The following is a 15,641-nucleotide window of genomic DNA, read 5'->3' on the forward strand; positions in this document are numbered from 1 at the left end:
CGTCGCTCGCTGATGCAATGAACCTCTCCGCACCCTTTGTCCGCCGGCCGGTCGGCACCACGCTGCTCTCGCTTGGGCTGGTGGTGGCGGGCATCATTGCGTTCTTCAAGCTGCCGGTGTCGCCGCTGCCCGACGTCGACATCCCGACCATCATGGTGCAGGCGACCTTGCCCGGCGCGAGCCCGGCCGACGTCGCCGCCACCGTGGCGAGCCCGCTCGAGCGGCACCTCGGCCAGATCGCCAGCGTCACCGAGATGACGTCGACGTCTTCGCTCGGCTCGGCACGCATCACGCTGCAATTCGACATCGAGCGCGACATCAACGGCGCGGCGCGCGACGTGCAGGCGGCGATCAACGCCGCGCGCGCCGATCTGCCGACCAACCTGCGCGCCAACCCGACTTACCGCAAGTTCAACCCGGCCTCGGCGCCGATCCTGATCTACACATTGACCTCTGATACGCTGACCCCGGCCGAGCTGTACGACGCCGCCTCGACCGTGCTCGCGCAAAAGCTGTCGCAGGTCGAGGGGGTCGGCGAGGTCTCGGTCGGCGGCGGTTCGCTGCCGGCGGTGCGGGTCGAGCTGATCCCGCCGGCGCTCTACAAATACGGCATCGGGCTCGAGGACGTCCGCGCCGCGCTCAGTAGCGCCAATGCCCACAGCCCGAAGGGCGGCATCGACGTCGGCGACCAGCGCTACCAGATCTACGCCAACGACCAGGCGAGGAAGGCGGCGGACTACAGGCCGCTGGTCGTCGCCTACCGCAACGGCGCGGCGGTGCGTCTGACCGACGTCGGCGACGTGATCGATTCCGTGGAGAATGTCCGCACGCTCGGCCTTTCCAACGGCAAGCCGGCGGTCGTGATGATCGTGTACCGGCAGCCGGGCGCCAACATCATCAAGATGGTCGACAGTGTGAAGGGGCTGATGCCGCAGCTCAAGGCCTCGGTCTCGAACGCGATCGACATCACGCTGGCGATGGACCGCTCGAAGACGATTCGCGCCTCGCTGCACGACGTCGAGATCACGCTCCTGATCGCCGTCGCGCTGGTGATCCTGGTCGTGTTCGCGTTCCTGCGCAATGCGCGCGCCACGCTGGTGCCTGTGGTGGCGGTCGGCGTGTCGCTGATTGCGACCTTCGCCGTGATGTACATGCTCGGCTACACGCTCGACATCTTCTCGCTGATGGCGCTGACGGTGGCGACCGGCTTCGTGGTCGATGACGCCATCGTGGTGCTGGAGAACATCACCCGCCACATGGATGCCGGACTGTCGCGACTGGAGGCGACGCTGGTCGGCACCCGCGAGGTCGGCATCACCGTGCTGTCGATGAGCGTGTCGCTGATCGCGGTGTTCGTGCCGATCCTGTTGATGGGCGGCCTGGTCGGCCGGCTGTTCCGCGAATTCGCCATGACGATCACGATCGCGATCGTGATCTCGCTGGTGGTCTCGCTGACGACGACGCCGATGATGTGCGCCGTGCTGCTGCGCAAGGAGCAAGGCCAGCCGCACGGCCGGATCTACCGGATCAACGAGCGCGTCCTCGAGCTGATGCTGAACGGATACCGCGCGACGCTCGGCCTCGCGCTGCGCCATCCACTGCTGGTAATGCTGATCCTGGGCTGCACGCTTTATTTGAACGTGCATCTCTACACGGTCGTGCCCAAGGGCTTCGTGCCGCAGCAGGACACCGGGCTCCTGATCGGCTCGATCCAGGCCGACCAGAGCACCTCGTTCCAGCTGATGCAGCAGAAGCTGACGCAGTTCATCGACATCGTCAAAACCGATCCGGCGGTCGACACCGCGGTCGGCTTCACCGGCGGCGGCGGCGTGGGTCCCGGCGGCGGCACCAATACCGGCACGGTGTTCGCTTCGCTGAAGCCGATGGACCAGCGCAAGCTGCGCGCCGACAAGGTGATCGAGCGGCTGCGCGAGCCGCTCGCGACGGTGGCGGGCGCCACCTTGTTCCTGCAATCGATCGGCGATCTCGGCGCCGGCGGCCGTTCGGGCAACGCGGCATATCAATACACCCTGAAGGGCTCGACCTTCGAGGAGCTGAACGAGTGGACGCCGAAGCTCGTCGCGGCGCTGCAGAAGGAGCCGACGCTGGCCGACGTCAACACCGACCAGCAGAACAAGGCGCTGCAGGCCAATCTGATCATCGATCGCGACGCCGCCTCCCGGCTCGGGATCACGGTCGCCCAGCTCGACAACACGTTGTATGACGCGTTCGGCCAGCGCCAGGTCTCGACCATCTTCGTCGCGCGCAACCAGTATCACGTGATCATGGAAGTCGCGCCGCGCTTCTCGCAGGACCCGCAGACCCTGAAGGAGGTCTATATCTCGACCTCGGGCGGATCGGCGAGCGGCACGCAGTCAACCAACGCGGTGGCCGGAACGGTCGCCTCGTCGTCGCAGAAGAGCTCGGTCAGCTCCGTCGCCGCCAATGTCGTGCGCAACCAGGCGACCAACTCGATCGGCGCCACCGGCAAGGGCGTCGCCTCGACCGGAACCGCGGTCTCGACCAGCGCGGAGACGATGATTCCGCTGTCCAGCGTCGCCCGCTTCGAGCACGGCGTGACGCCGCTCGCCGTCAACCACCAGGATCTTCTGGTCGCCAGCACCATCTCGTTCAACCTGGCGCCGGGCACGTCGCTGAGCACCGCGACCACCACGATCGAGAACGCGATGAACGCGATGCACGCGCTCGGCATGCCGGCGGGCATCAATGGCGGGTTTGCCGGCTCCGCGAAGATCTTCCAGCAGGCGCTGGCGAACGAGCTGTTTCTCATCCTCGCGGCGCTGGCGACGATCTACATCTCGCTCGGGATGCTCTACGAGAGCTACATCCACCCGCTGACCATCCTCTCCACGCTGCCCTCGGCCGGCGTCGGCGCGGTGGCGGCGCTGATGCTGTCGCGCACCGATTTCGACATCATCGGCATGATCGGGGTGATTTTGCTGGTCGGCATCGTGAAGAAGAACGCGATCATGATGATCGATTTCGCGCTCGACGCCGAGCGCCAGCGCGGGTTGTCGTCGCGCGACGCGATCTACGAAGCCTGCCTGATGCGGTTCCGCCCGATCATGATGACGACGCTCGCCGCCTTGTTTGGCGCGGTGCCGCTGATGATCGGCCTCGGCGAAGGCAGCGAGCTGCGCCAGCCGCTCGGCATCGCGATCTTCGGCGGGTTGATCCTGAGCCAGATCCTGACACTCTACACCACGCCGGTGGTCTATCTCTATCTCGACCGCGCCAGGCTCTGGAGCCAGCGGCGGCGTGCCGCGCGCCGCGCACGGCGGGCTGCGGCGAGCCCGTCCTGACCTGCCATCGTTGACAGACCCGCGCTGGTCTTGCCAACCTGCCGCGAGGTGGCAGGCGCAAGGAACCAATCTGTGAGTCCAGCTCCGGAAATCGCCGCGTCGCGTTGGTTCAACACCGGCGAACCCCTGACCTTGGCGGCGCTGCGCGGCCGCCCGGTCCTGCTGCACGCATTCCAGATGCTGTGCCCCGGCTGCGTCGCCCACGGCACGCCGCAGACCCAGCGCGCGTTCGAGCTGTTCAAGCATTCGGATTTGCAGGTGATCGGGCTGCACACCGTGTTCGAGCACCACGCGGCGATGACGGAGGTCGCGCTGGAGGCCTTCGTCCACGAGTACCGGCTGACGTTTCCGATCGGCGTCGACGAGGCCGGTGACGGCACGCCGATCCCCGTCACCATGCAGCGCTACGGCATGCAGGGAACGCCGACCAGCATCCTGATCGGCCGCGACGGCAACATCGTGCATCACGGCTTTGGGCAGCAGAGCGACATGGCGCTCGGCGCGATCATCGCAGCCGAGCTCGCCGCGCCGCGCGGCTGACGCCGCCCCGCCCGGCTGCAACCTATGCGCAGCCCTTGCACGCGGCAGCGTTGTGACGGCGTCGCGAAATGCGTGATACCGTTGCGCCAACCAGAACCATCGCCTTGCGGGAGGACCTCATGAAGACCTATCAGCTGTACATCAACGGCCAGTATGTCGACCCCGCCAACGGCGAATGGTTCGACACGATCGATCCCTATCGCGGCGAGGCCTGGGCGAAGATCCCGCGCGGCTCGGCCGCCGACGCCGACAAGGCGGTGAAGGCCGCCAATGAGGCGATGTGGCGCGGCCCGTGGGCGAAGATGACGGCGTCGGCGCGCGGCAAGGTGATGCGCAAGCTCGGCGACCTCGTCGCCGCCAACGCGGAACGTCTCGCCGAGATCGAGGTGCGTGACAACGGCAAGCTGATGGCCGAGATGCTGGGCCAGCTGCGCTACCATCCGGAATGGTGGTGGTATTTCGGCGGGCTGGTCGACAAGCTCGAGGGCGGCCTGGTGCCGATCGACAAGGCGGATACCTTCGCCTACACGACGCATGAACCGGTCGGCGTCGTCGCGGCGCTCACCGCCTGGAATTCGCCGCTGCTGTTTGTCGCCTGGAAATGCGCCGCCGCGCTTGCGGCCGGCTGCGCCGTGGTGGTCAAGCCGTCGGAATTCACCTCGGCGAGTACGCTGGAATTCGCAGCTCTGACCAAGGAAGCCGGCATTCCCGACGGCATCTTCAACGTGGTGACCGGCTTCGGGCCCGAGGCCGGCTCCGCGCTGATCTCACATCCCGGCGTCGCCAAGATCACCTTCACGGGATCGGATACTACCGGCGCAAGAGTCTACGAGACCGCCGCCAAGAGCCTGAAGCGCGTCTCGCTCGAGCTCGGCGGCAAGTCGCCCAACATCGTGTTCGAGGATGCCGACCTCACGGCGGCAGCGGCCGGCGCGATCTCCGGCATCTTCGCTGCGACCGGCCAGACCTGCATCGCGGGCTCGCGCCTTCTGGTGCAGAGCTCGATCAAGGAAAAGTTCGTCGCGCGGGTGCTGGAGTTGGCAAAGTCCGCCAAGATCGGCGATCCCATGAAATCCGACACCAATGTCGGCCCGATCACGACCCCGGCGCAATACAAGAAGGTGCTCGACTATATCGACATCGCCAAGGCCGAGGGCGCGCGCTGCCTGCTCGGCGGCAAGCCGGCCACAGGCGAGGGCATCAAGGGCGGCCAGTTCGTCGAGCCGACCATCTTCACCGATGTCGACAACACCATGCGGATCGCCCGCGAGGAGGTGTTCGGGCCGGTGCTGTCGATCATCTCCTTCGACACCGAGGAAGACGCCGTCCGGATCGCCAACGACACGATCTACGGCCTCGCCGCCGGCATCTGGACCAAGGATCTCGCGCGCGCCATCCGCGTGCCGAAGCAGCTGCGCGCCGGCACAGTCTGGGTGAACACCTACCGCGCCATCAGCTACATGATGCCGTTCGGCGGCATGAAGTTCTCCGGCGTCGGCCGCGAGAGCGGCATCGACGCGGTGCGCGAATATCAGGAGACCAAGAGCGTCTGGATCTCGACCGCGACGGACGTGCCGGCCAATCCATCCGTGATGCGGTGAGCGCGCGTTTTCTCGCTTCGGTTCACCTCTCCCATCGGGGGTGAACCGAGTCGCAGTCCGAACACCTCAGGAAAGCTAATGCATAGCCATCGGATTTCCGCCGTCCACGACAATCGTTTGTCCCGTCACGCTGTCCATTCGGCAATAAGCCACCACGAGCTGGGCAATGTCATCGACGCTTCCGGTTCGTCCAAGCACTGACTGGGCGCGCGCCATCTGCCGCATTGCTTCGGGCACGCGCTCGGCCATGCGCGTTCCTTCGACCAAGCCGGGGGCGACACAGTTGACGGTCACTTCGGGCGACAATGTAACTGCCAGGCAATGCGTAAGATGGATCAATGCCGCCTTGCTGACCGCGTAAGCGATACTGCTGCCACCTGGTGCAACCCCGGCAATTGACGCGATATTGACAATGCGACCTGCCTTGTGCCGCCGAAGTTCAGAGGCAAAACCCCGTGCGAGCAGAAATGGTCCGCGAAGATTCGTTTCAAGAATCCGATCCCAGATCTCCGGCGTTAGCGCGTCGAGCTCCTTGAACGGGATGCCGACGTTCCACGCGGCGTTGTTGATCAGAATATCGATCCGGCCAAAATGGCCGGCCAAGGCTTTGACGCACGCATCGATCGATTGAGGATCCCGCTGATCAAGCTGCACCGCCTGGCTGCGCCGGCCAGCCATCCGCAACGCCTCGACCAATTCACCCGCGCGCGCCGCTTCCGCTACGTAGGAAACGGCAACGTCCGCACCGGCGGCGGCGAGAGCCTTGGCAATCGCCTCTCCAATTCCACCCGACCCGCCGGTGACCAATGCGACTTTTCCGTTGAGGTCCATAGCTTCCCCTCGTTCACACGAACGGCAACACTCAGGGTCAAGGATACACGTTTCAACGGAGCCGGCAAAATTGCGCCTGAATGTCATTGTGCGGCATCACCTTGCCACCCGTGCTCGGCAATGCAAGCATCGGGTTGGTGGCCTAGGCGGGTAGCGGCCAGGTCACGTCCCTGCCCTTCAGTTCCTTGTAGCGTCGGGTGTGGGCGCGAATGCTTCCGAGATCCGACATGCCGCGCGACAGCAGGTCCCGGTCGAGCCGCGCGGCGGCATCGATCGCCGTCATTGTGGTCGCCTGCAGCGCGCGCTTCGAGAACGCGTAGGCCATGTAGCAATCCGGCGGTACCGACGCCGCCCAAGCGACGGCCGCATCGAGCAACTTGTCCGGCGCGACTGTCTGCTGGACGATGCCCAGTCGCGTCGCCGCGGCGAGATCGTAAACCTGACCAAACAGCGTCAATTCGAAAGCCGATCGCGGACCGATCGCATGCTTGATGATCTCGCAGTAGACAGCCGGCATCGGAATGCCGATGGGGACCTCGTTCAGCGCGAACTGCAGCGGACCTTCGCTGGCGATCCGGTGATCGCAATCGATCGCGGTGATGAATCCACCTGCATAGGCATGGCCGTTGAGCGCAGCCACCGTCGGCCTCGGATACGTGAAGAGACGGAGGTTCGTCGCACGATATTCGTCGAACCAAGCATCGATCTCCTTGATAGATTGGCGCGCGAACATCGGGAAATGATGATCAAAGTCGAGACCTGCCGTGAACACCGCGCCCGATCCGGTCAACACGACGGCGCAATCGGCGAACTCGGTTTCCAGGCGATCAAACGCCGCGTGTAGGTCGGCGAAGAAAGCCGGATTCTGCGCATTGACCTTGTTGGTGTTCATTGTCACTACGGCAACGTGCGGGTGCTTGCGTTCAATGATCCAGGGCATCGGTCATCCTATGGTTGCGAAAGATCAGGCGAGCTTGAACAGACGCCGCGCGTTTTCGGTCAAGAATGCCGAACGGGCGTCGACGCCGAGTTGGAGGTCGGCGAGGCCGGCGATGCACTCACCAGCCGGCCAAAAGGGATGGTTGGACCCAAAGAGAACCCGATGCCTCTTCTTGGCCCGCATGTACGCGACGAGGTCGGGCGGGTAGCGGCTAACCTTGTAGGCCGACGTGTCGATGAAGACGTTCGGGTACTTCATGACCAGCGATAACATCTCGCCGAGCCACGGGACGCCGATATGGCCGCCGAGAATACGAAGCTCGGGAAATTCGAGCGCGACACGATCGAGATAGGGAATGGGACGTCCCGGTTCGGATTCGCGCAGAGGCCCCGCGTGTCCAACCTGCGTGCAGAACGGGATGTCGAGTTCGCAGCACTCCGCGAACAGAGGATAGTACCGGCGATCCTCCGGCGGCAGCCCCCACACCCAAGGCAGAACGCGCAGTCCCTTGAAGCCGTCTCTCTTCACGCGCAGCCTCAACTCTCGTACCGCGTCCATCGGGCGGAAGAGATCGACCGAAGCGATTCCGACGAAGCGGTCAGGGTGAGCCCGGCAGTGTTGGGCGACCTCGTCGTTACTGATTATCGGCCCGCCCGGACCGTGCCAGCCACAGAGCATGCCCATAGAAACGCCTGCACGATCCATCTCGGCAAGCGTGTCTCCGATAGGGGGCGCCGTTTCCGACCATTTGCCGGGTCTCCACCGGCGCAACGACTCGAACATCGGATCCCCGATCCACGCGGGATTCGGATGCTGCATCCAGGCGTCGATGATCATTCTGAGCTGCCCGCGTCTTACAATGGACCGAGGCGACGGCCCGCGACCTGCCAGCGTGAAAGGCGAACCTGCTCAACCGGACTCGGTCGTGGTCCCGAGTGGCCACACCGCCATCACTAGACGCGAGGATCGTTCGGCGTCTTGAAGAAATCGGACAGCCTGCGCACGGGGCCTGCCCCACGCCTGCCGGAACGCCCCGGGCGTGACACCGGCGTGTCGCCGAAACTCTCTGGTGAGGTGGGCCTGATCGGAAAATCCGAGATCAGATGCAATCCCCGACAGACCATCGCCTCCGGCCGCGATTTCGTAGACCGAGCGACGGAAGCGCTGCACGGCAAGAAAACGCTTGGGCGGGCAACCGGTCGACGTTCGCACTCGCCTCTGCACCGTCCGGACCGATTTACCGACATGGCCCGCCAGGTCGCTCACCCGACCATGCGGCGCATCCAGCGGGTCGCACCCTGGAATCGAGGGGGGCCTCGCCTTCCGCGCGAGCGCGAGTAACATTAGATCCACGCTGTCGAGGATGTCAAAGCACGATGGACTGTCCCGGACGATTCGCGCCAGCGCATCGCGACACGCGACGATCGTCGGATTGTGGACGCTCGGCGTTCCCGGCCAATTCGGTTTCAACTTGACGCCGACGATCCAACCGAAGAACGCCCTTCCTTTTCTTCTGCAATCGAGGCTCGGCTCGTTGAAGACCACTTTGCCGGCCGAATCGCCTTCCCGGAATACGAAGGCAAGCTCCTTGAGCGGGGAAGCGAATGATATCCGGCTTTCCGTCAGCCGCCCCCGGTCTTTCAGGATATAGATCGAGTCCACAAAGGCGGCCTGATCGTCGCGCGGTGCGAATTCAGCGTAGAACGAGGGACGGGCGAAGACGCTGTCTTCGCCTTTGTCCGTTTTGATTGGACTAACGGTCATCAGTTTTCGACGCTTGATCGGCAATTTCTTGGTTCGCTGTTGAATGCACTTACGACTGATCTATCATACACCTCCGTAGCGGCAGTTTAAGCGCAAAGCCGCCGGCGTAGAACGTAGCCCATTGGTTCGCGATGAAGCTCGCATCAGCCCCAGGTCGGCTCTTCTGACAAGCAGCTGCTCGCCGGCACCGTGCGGGTGAACACCTACCGCGCCTTCAGCTACATGATGCCGTTCGGAGGCATGATGTTTTCCGGCGTCGGCCACGAAAGTGGCATCGCCCTTGTCCGCGGTCATTGAACTGGTCGTTGCGAAAGGTCCGCCGGTCGGCTAAGTTCTGCCTCACGAAGAGTCTCCGTGCTCATTCGTCCTTTCGCGCGACTGGCGAGCCAACGTGGAATTGACCACGGTGAAGCGCGAAGGGTTTCAACGCCGATCGCCTGGGCAACCCATCTGCTGGAAAAACAGCGTGTTGAGGAGCCCGAGCATGCCGTCGTTTCGCAACGAACTGTCCATCAACGATCAAGAGATCGCCGCCGCCCTTGCGGGCGAAGAGCGCCGTCAACAGGACGGCGTCGAACTGATTCCGTCCGAGAACTACACCTACCCGGAGGTGCTCGAACTGCTCGGCTCCGTCTTCACCAATAAATATTCGGAAGGGTATCCGGGACGCCGATACTACGGCGGCCAGCAGTATACGGACAACATCGAGAACCTCGCGCGGCAGCGGGCCTGCTCGCTGTTTCGTGCCGAGCACGCCAACGTTCAGCCGCTTTCCGGATCACCGATGAATCAGGCCGTCTATCTCGGCCTGTTGAATCCCGGCGACACCATTCTCGCCATGGACCTGTCCCATGGCGGTCATCTCACCCACGGCGCGCCGGTGTCCCACATGGGGCGCTTGTTCAACTTCATTCGCTACAAGACGGCGCCGTCAAACGGCGGCGCGATCGATTTCGACGCATTGCGCGCGACGGCGCGTGAAGCGCGTCCGAAGATGGTGTTGTGCGGCTACAGCTCCTATCCGCGCGACCTGGACTATGCGGCATTCAAGAGCATTGCCGACGAAGTCGGCGCGCTCACGATGGCCGACGTCAGCCATTATGGCGGATTGGTTGCCGCTGACGTCATGCGCAATCCGCTCGATGCCGGCTTCGACGTCATGACGACGACGTCCCACAAGTCGCTGCGCGGCCCCCGTGGCGGGATCATCCTGTGCCGGAAGGAACATGCCGGCCGGATCGATGCTTCGGTCTTTCCCGGTTTGCAGGGCGGGCCTCACATGAACGTCGTGGCCGGGATTGCCGTGACGCTCAAGAAGGCGGCGACCGCGGATTTCCAGGCCTACGCGCGGCAGGTCTTGCGCAACGCGAAGGTGCTTTCCGGCGCGCTGATGGATCGAGGGATGAAGCTGGTCACCGACGGGACGGACAATCACATGATGGTCGTCGATACGGCAGCATCGGTCGGGCTGAACGGGCGAGCGGCCGAGGACGTGCTCGATGCCATCGCCATCACCACCAACAAGCAAGTCATTCCGGACGATCCGCGCCCGCCGCTCAGGCCGAGCGGTGTTCGCCTCGGGACACCGGCGGCGACCACGCGCGGCATGGGAGAAGCCGAAATGCATCGTATCGGCGGGTTCATTGCGGCGGCTCTGCGGGCGAATGGAGACGATGCGGTCGTCGCGCGCCTCAGGTCGGAATGCACCGAGATGTGCCGGGCTTTTCCTGTTCCAGGCGTGGTGTCCGCGTCCGGACCGAACTGACCGGCGGCACACCGGCAACCGCAGCCTGGCGCGGAGACATGCCGAACGGAGTTTGGCGCCGCCGGTGCGCATCCCGCATCAAGTGCGGGACAGGCTTCGCTCGAAAACGCTCTATGCGCTCGTCAGGGATTGCCGACCTCGAAGGCCAGCAGAACATTGCCGGGCAAGCCGCTCCACTGCGCGTAGCCGGAATTGACGTACAGCATGTGATCCACAACGATCGGGCCGGGTCCGTCCATGGCACCGCCACGGGCCGCAACGCCATTGATCGTGGTGTAGTCGCGGGCCGTGTCGATCTCCCAGAGCAGCCGAGCGTCGTCGGTTGCATAGGCGCGCAAGAAGCCGCTCACGCCGCCTGAGAACACGACGCCGGGAATGACGGTGATCGCGGCCGACAGCGCCGGGCTGCACTGGGGGCGGTCGCCGCAGGCGACCGGCGCCACCTGCATCGTGACCTTCCCGGTCGCAAGATCCAGTCCGAACAGGCCGCCGCCTTCGCTTGAATTGAGACGCCTCGTGCCGTCCCTTAGAAACCGCACGTCCGAATTGGCGACGTAGATCCGGTCCTGGTCCGCAGCCGAGCCCCACTCGGTCCCGCCCAACGGGCCGCCCTGGCCGATCCGCGTCTGCCACAGGATCTTGCCGTCATGATCGGGATCCAGTGCATGGACCACGCCGGATTTCTGGCCGATCACCAGCGCGCGTTGTCCGTTGCGCAAGCTCACCAGGATGGGCGATTGGCCGAAGTCATGATCGGGTCCGCGGCTGTCAGGACAGTTGGTCTGGTCGGCGCCGAAACACGCAACGACGAAGCTGTCCCTGGGCGTGGCCTGCTGATGCCAAAGCATCCGGCCGGTCGCCAGATCGAACGCGAGGACGGCATCGCTGGTGTCGGTCGCCGGATCGGCATAGCTGTTCGACGTCGCGACGTAGAGCGCCTGGCGCTGCACGTCGATGGTCGGCGCGGACCAGACCGACGCTCCGGCCGGACCAAACAGCTGGGTGCCGATGGCGTTGGTCTTGGTCGGATGCGGCACCTCAGGGATGGTGTAGCTCTTCCAGATCTGCGCGCCGGTCTCGGCCTTCAGTGCAACGACGCTGCCGCGAAACGTGCAGCATTGGTAGGTCGGCCGCGACCCCGTGGCCTCCTCGATCGATGAAACCCCGACATAGACGACGCCGGAATGGAAGACTGGCGCGCCGGTGATCCGGGCGGCCAGATGATCGTCGGCCCTGCTCTTCCAGATCAGCGCGCCGGTCACAGCATTCACGGCGTAGACGTTGGCGAACAGATCGCCAAAGAAGATGGCGGGCTGGCCGTTGTCCAGCGGGGCAAAACTGATCGCGGTCCGGACCGCCGCCTCGGTCGGAAACACCCAGCGGGTGCATCCGCTTTTGGCGTCGAGGGCGTGCACCTTGCGGTCGCCGCCGCCGACGAACAGCAGGCCGCCGACGACGGTCGGCTGAGCGAAGGCGGTGGACGTGTTCGGGAATCCGAACGCCCATTTCAGACGTAACCGGGGGACTTCATCTGATGTGAGGCCGGCCACGGCCGCCGGCTGAAACCGGCTGTTGTTGAGATCCGCGCCCCAACCATTCCATCCTGGCCCATCGGTCGGTTGCGGAAAGCCGGCCTCGCTCGGCGCGCATTGGCCCGCATTCTCGGTCGACGCATGCGACGCGGCCTTGCCGGTGACGAGCGAGGCGATCGCCGCGCGTTCGTCACCGGTCAGCCCCTGTGCGAAGGATGCCATCGCGCCCGTGGTGATCGCACCCACAACCTCGTCGAACGATTTTGCCTGCAGCGCGGCGCGGCTCGGCACGCGACTATCTGCGTTGCCGCTGTCGTGGCACTGCGCGCAGCGTTGCGCGTAGAGCGCGGCGGCGCGTTGCTGCGCTGTCGCCGGGAGGCAAGACCAGATCAGGATGACGGCCGTCGCAGCAACCAGTTTCATCGTCGTTCACCAGCGTTGCTGTTGATGACAAGAACTGTTGCAGCCTAGCAGAACCCGGATGGTTGCCAATCCCGCCCGATTACCGAGCTAGCCGAGCGACAAGCCGGCGGTTGAGCCGCCGCTTGTGCTCCTTCGTAACTGCCGACCCGGATGACGCCGGCCGCGTCGCCCGCCTTGCACGCGCAGCCAGCAAAGCTCCGGTCACTGCGGACGATCAGTGACCCGCCGCGATCCTGGTTGGACCGCAGACATCGTCCTGCAGGTTTTTGCCGTCGTCATTGCCGCGGCCATGGTCCTTCATCCGGCCATGATCGCCGTCGCAATTGACGGGAGCGAACGACACACCGCGATAGACCATGCCGAAGGCCGGCGGCACGACGACATCGAAGGCCTCATTCGCCGGAAGCGCCGTCGCCGCCACCTTGTCCGTGATGGCGACCACCAGATTCGGATCGGCGCCGGGCTCGACCGAATTGCTCACCGTCGACGTCACGGCGAAGACCGTCGCGGTGCCGTTGCGGTTCACGCGGCCCGTGATGTTGCGCAGGCCGCCCGTCGCCGGGTCGGTCGGATATCCCTTCACATGATAGGCCGTGCCGAGGTTCAGCCCCTTCTGCAGCGTGTACGCAAGGCTCCAGCTGCCGTTCGCATAGACCCATTTCTGAAGGCCCGCCGTCGGCGACGTTGCCGCGTCGGCCAGGTTGCCGTCGCCCTCCTGGGCGACATAAAGCGTCGTCGCATTGGCAAACCAGATGCCGAAGGGATAGAAGCCGTTCGCGCCGGAGTTCACCGCGGGATTGCTCGGGAAACCCGGAAGAATGCTGAACGCCGTCGCGGCGGCCGTATCCCGGGTCGGGAGAACTCCCGGCGCGCCGACCTGATAGACCGTGTTGATGCCGTTGCTTCCGCTGCCCTTGGTTACGTAGAGCGTGTTGTCAGAGATCGCGAGGCCGCGGAAATTGTCGTCCTTGCCGGACTTGTCCGCGGCAAAGCCTAGCTGGCCGACGGAGAAGCCGAACTGAAAGCCGTTCTTGCTGCCGGGCGTTCCCTGCTGCACGCCAACCACGGTGTCAGAACCATCGCTGCCCGGCGTCGCGAGTTGAACGCCGGTGTCATTGACGATCAGCACCGGCTGGGTGCCGCTGCCGTTACCGGCATTGCCGACCGTGAAATACTGGTCGGCCTGGGTGCCATTGACCTTGTTGGCACGGATCGCGCCGCGGCCATTGTCGCCGCTGTAAACGTTGACCTTGGTCCGGTGCAGTGATCCGTCAAAACCGAGCTCCGCCACCACGCGTGCATGCACGCTGGTGTCCGGATTGGTGGGATCGACATGGTTGGGCGAATTGGAGTTGGAAACATCCAGCTCGTTCACCGTAGCGTCATAGCCCATGAATGTCACGGCCTTGCCGTCGGGCGACAGGTGAAGCGACAATTCTGACTTGGAGCTGAAGCTTGTCACCGCGATGTCTGCCGGGACAGTCAGCGCGCCGATTTCGGCAAGGCGACCGCCTTCCAGATGATACTTCTTGATCACGACCGGCGCAGTCACGCCGAAGTTCGAATCAACCGCCACATTGTTGAAGACCGTCGGATAGGTGCCGTCAGCCACCGCAATTCCGCCCGTCGGCAGGGTCTGGCCCACGGCGACGGTCGACGGCTTGCCTGCGTAGAGCGCGCCGCTGACGAGCAATTCGTGCGGATTGCCTGCAATCTGGGAAAAGGCCGGATGGACTGCGAACAGCACCGGTGAGAGAGCCGTCCCCGCGATCAGGCGCCGGACAATTGCGCGGCCGATTGCTTGTGGTGTGGAGATTGTCTTGAACATCCGAGAGCCCCCATTTTTTGAAGATCAAAATGGATTGCTCATAAGCGGCGGATCGCAACACTGCTGTGACAGATCTCCGACTGTCGCGTTCACGTTTCGGAAAATATTGATGCGATCCACCGATGGCTGCAGAAGGCGGTTGGCCGGCAATCTTCCGAAACAATAGGGATCGAGATTGAGCGGCCATGCAGCCGTGGGACGACGGCTTCGGGCACGGCGATTTGTGGAAAGGCTTCCGCCCTAACCCTTCGCCTCGCTCGGCATGCCGCCGAACAATTGCGCCTGCTCGGCGCGGCCGGCCTCGACGATCCGGCTGGTGGCGGTCTCGATCTGGTCGCGCAGGCGGGTCATGAACTCGTCGCGCGGCAATCCCGGCGGCAGCGGATCGAGGAATTCGACCACCAGCGTGCCGGGATAGCGCATGAAGGTGCGGCGCGGCCAGAACAGCCCGGAATTGAGCGCGACCGGCAGGCACGGCACGCCGCTCTCGGCATAGATCTGCGCGACGCCGGCCTTGTAGTTCGGCACAGCCCCAGGCGCGGTGCGCGTGCCCTCCGGGAAGATCACGAGCTGACGGCCGAGCTTCACCTCGGCCGCCGCGCGCTTCAGCGTCTTGATCAGTGAGCGCGGGCCGCCGCCACGCTCGACCGAGATCATGCCGACCTTCTTGAGGTACCAGCCGAACACCGGGATCATCATCAGCTCGCGCTTGAGGATGAACAACGGATGGTCGAAGAAGCGCACCAGCGCAAAGGTCTCCCAGAACGACTGGTGCTTCGAGGCGATCACCAGCGGTCCCTTCGGAATCTTCTCGACGCCGCGAAACTCGATCTTGATGTTGCAGACCACGCGCATCAGGAACAGGCTGATGCTGGCCCAGGCGCCTTCGAGTGCCATCATCGCGCCGCGCGGCAGCAGCAGCGCCGGCAGCGCGATGATGCAGAGCACCACCAGCACCAGATAGAACAGCACGTTGAAGATCAGCGAGCGCAGGAAGATCATTTCAGTCCTTGTTTGAGCATGAACTCCGCGCAAACGCGTTCCGCGTTTGTCGCGAGGGAAAACCGCTCCGCACTTTTCCGGATCATGCCTAA

General features: G+C 64.3%; 11 protein-coding genes, 1 pseudogene and 1 riboswitch. Of the genes and pseudogenes, 5 read left to right on the forward strand and 7 right to left on the reverse strand.

From position 1 onward, the window contains the following. The first annotated feature begins 17 nt into the window (after nt 1-17). From V5279_RS40195 to V5279_RS40205, 3 genes are all read left to right on the forward strand, one after another. On the forward strand, nt 18-3,323 hold the full coding sequence (locus V5279_RS40195) for an efflux RND transporter permease subunit (protein WP_338692356.1): 3,306 nt from the start codon (nt 18-20) through the stop codon (nt 3,321-3,323). A gap of 72 nt (nt 3,324-3,395) precedes the next feature. Further along, a complete protein-coding gene (locus tag V5279_RS40200; RefSeq protein WP_338692357.1) occupies nt 3,396-3,863 on the forward strand; it encodes a TlpA disulfide reductase family protein in 468 nt (155 codons plus the stop codon). A 119-nt stretch (nt 3,864-3,982) separates the two neighbouring features. Beyond that, nucleotides 3,983-5,464: an aldehyde dehydrogenase gene (locus tag V5279_RS40205; protein ID WP_338692358.1), complete on the forward strand. Its 1,482-nt coding sequence runs from the start codon at nt 3,983-3,985 to the stop codon at nt 5,462-5,464. 75 nt (nt 5,465-5,539) lie between these two features. Here V5279_RS40205 and V5279_RS40210 read toward each other — a convergent pair whose 3' ends face one another. The 4 genes from V5279_RS40210 to V5279_RS40225 all read right to left on the reverse strand — a co-directional run bounded on the left by V5279_RS40210 (nt 5,540) and on the right by V5279_RS40225 (nt 9,023). Then, complete coding sequence (locus V5279_RS40210) at nt 5,540-6,295, reverse strand: SDR family NAD(P)-dependent oxidoreductase (RefSeq protein ID WP_338692359.1); 756 nt, start codon at nt 6,293-6,295, stop codon at nt 5,540-5,542. 142 nt (nt 6,296-6,437) lie between these two features. Further along, entirely contained in the window at nt 6,438-7,235 is a 798-nt protein-coding gene (locus tag V5279_RS40215) for an enoyl-CoA hydratase/isomerase family protein (protein ID WP_338692360.1), read from the reverse strand. 24 nt (nt 7,236-7,259) lie between these two features. Then, a complete protein-coding gene (locus V5279_RS40220) occupies nt 7,260-8,072 on the reverse strand; it encodes an amidohydrolase family protein (RefSeq protein WP_338692361.1) in 813 nt (270 codons plus the stop codon). A 72-nt stretch (nt 8,073-8,144) separates the two neighbouring features. Then, the gene (locus tag V5279_RS40225; RefSeq protein ID WP_338692362.1) at nt 8,145-9,023 is read right to left on the reverse strand and encodes an AraC family transcriptional regulator; all 879 of its coding nucleotides are present in this window, start codon (nt 9,021-9,023) and stop codon (nt 8,145-8,147) included. A gap of 144 nt (nt 9,024-9,167) precedes the next feature. Between V5279_RS40225 and V5279_RS40230 the strand changes: the two are divergent. Both V5279_RS40230 and glyA read left to right on the forward strand, forming a co-directional pair. Further along, nucleotides 9,168-9,287, forward strand: a pseudogene (locus tag V5279_RS40230) (aldehyde dehydrogenase family protein); the annotation flags it as partial. A gap of 76 nt (nt 9,288-9,363) precedes the next feature. Next, a riboswitch (ZMP/ZTP riboswitch) is annotated at nt 9,364-9,449 on the forward strand. A gap of 34 nt (nt 9,450-9,483) precedes the next feature. Continuing rightward, entirely contained in the window at nt 9,484-10,764 is a 1,281-nt protein-coding gene (gene glyA / locus V5279_RS40235) for a serine hydroxymethyltransferase (RefSeq protein ID WP_338692364.1), read from the forward strand. Nucleotides 10,765-10,886: 122 nt separating this feature from the next. Here glyA and V5279_RS40240 read toward each other — a convergent pair whose 3' ends face one another. From V5279_RS40240 to V5279_RS40250, 3 genes are all read right to left on the reverse strand, one after another. Further along, complete coding sequence (locus tag V5279_RS40240; RefSeq protein WP_338692365.1) at nt 10,887-12,719, reverse strand: PQQ-binding-like beta-propeller repeat protein; 1,833 nt, start codon at nt 12,717-12,719, stop codon at nt 10,887-10,889. Between the two features lie 214 nt (nt 12,720-12,933). Further along, nucleotides 12,934-14,547 carry a hypothetical protein gene (locus tag V5279_RS40245; RefSeq protein ID WP_338692366.1) on the reverse strand — a complete coding sequence of 538 codons (1,614 nt, stop codon included), beginning with the start codon at nt 14,545-14,547 and terminating at the stop codon, nt 12,934-12,936. 240 nt (nt 14,548-14,787) lie between these two features. Then, entirely contained in the window at nt 14,788-15,549 is a 762-nt protein-coding gene (locus V5279_RS40250; RefSeq protein ID WP_338692367.1) for a lysophospholipid acyltransferase family protein, read from the reverse strand. Between the last annotated feature and the right edge of the window lie 92 nt (nt 15,550-15,641).

This window comes from Bradyrhizobium sp. 26S5, from assembly GCF_036923295.1.
GTDB lineage: Bacteria > Pseudomonadota > Alphaproteobacteria > Rhizobiales > Xanthobacteraceae > Bradyrhizobium > Bradyrhizobium septentrionale.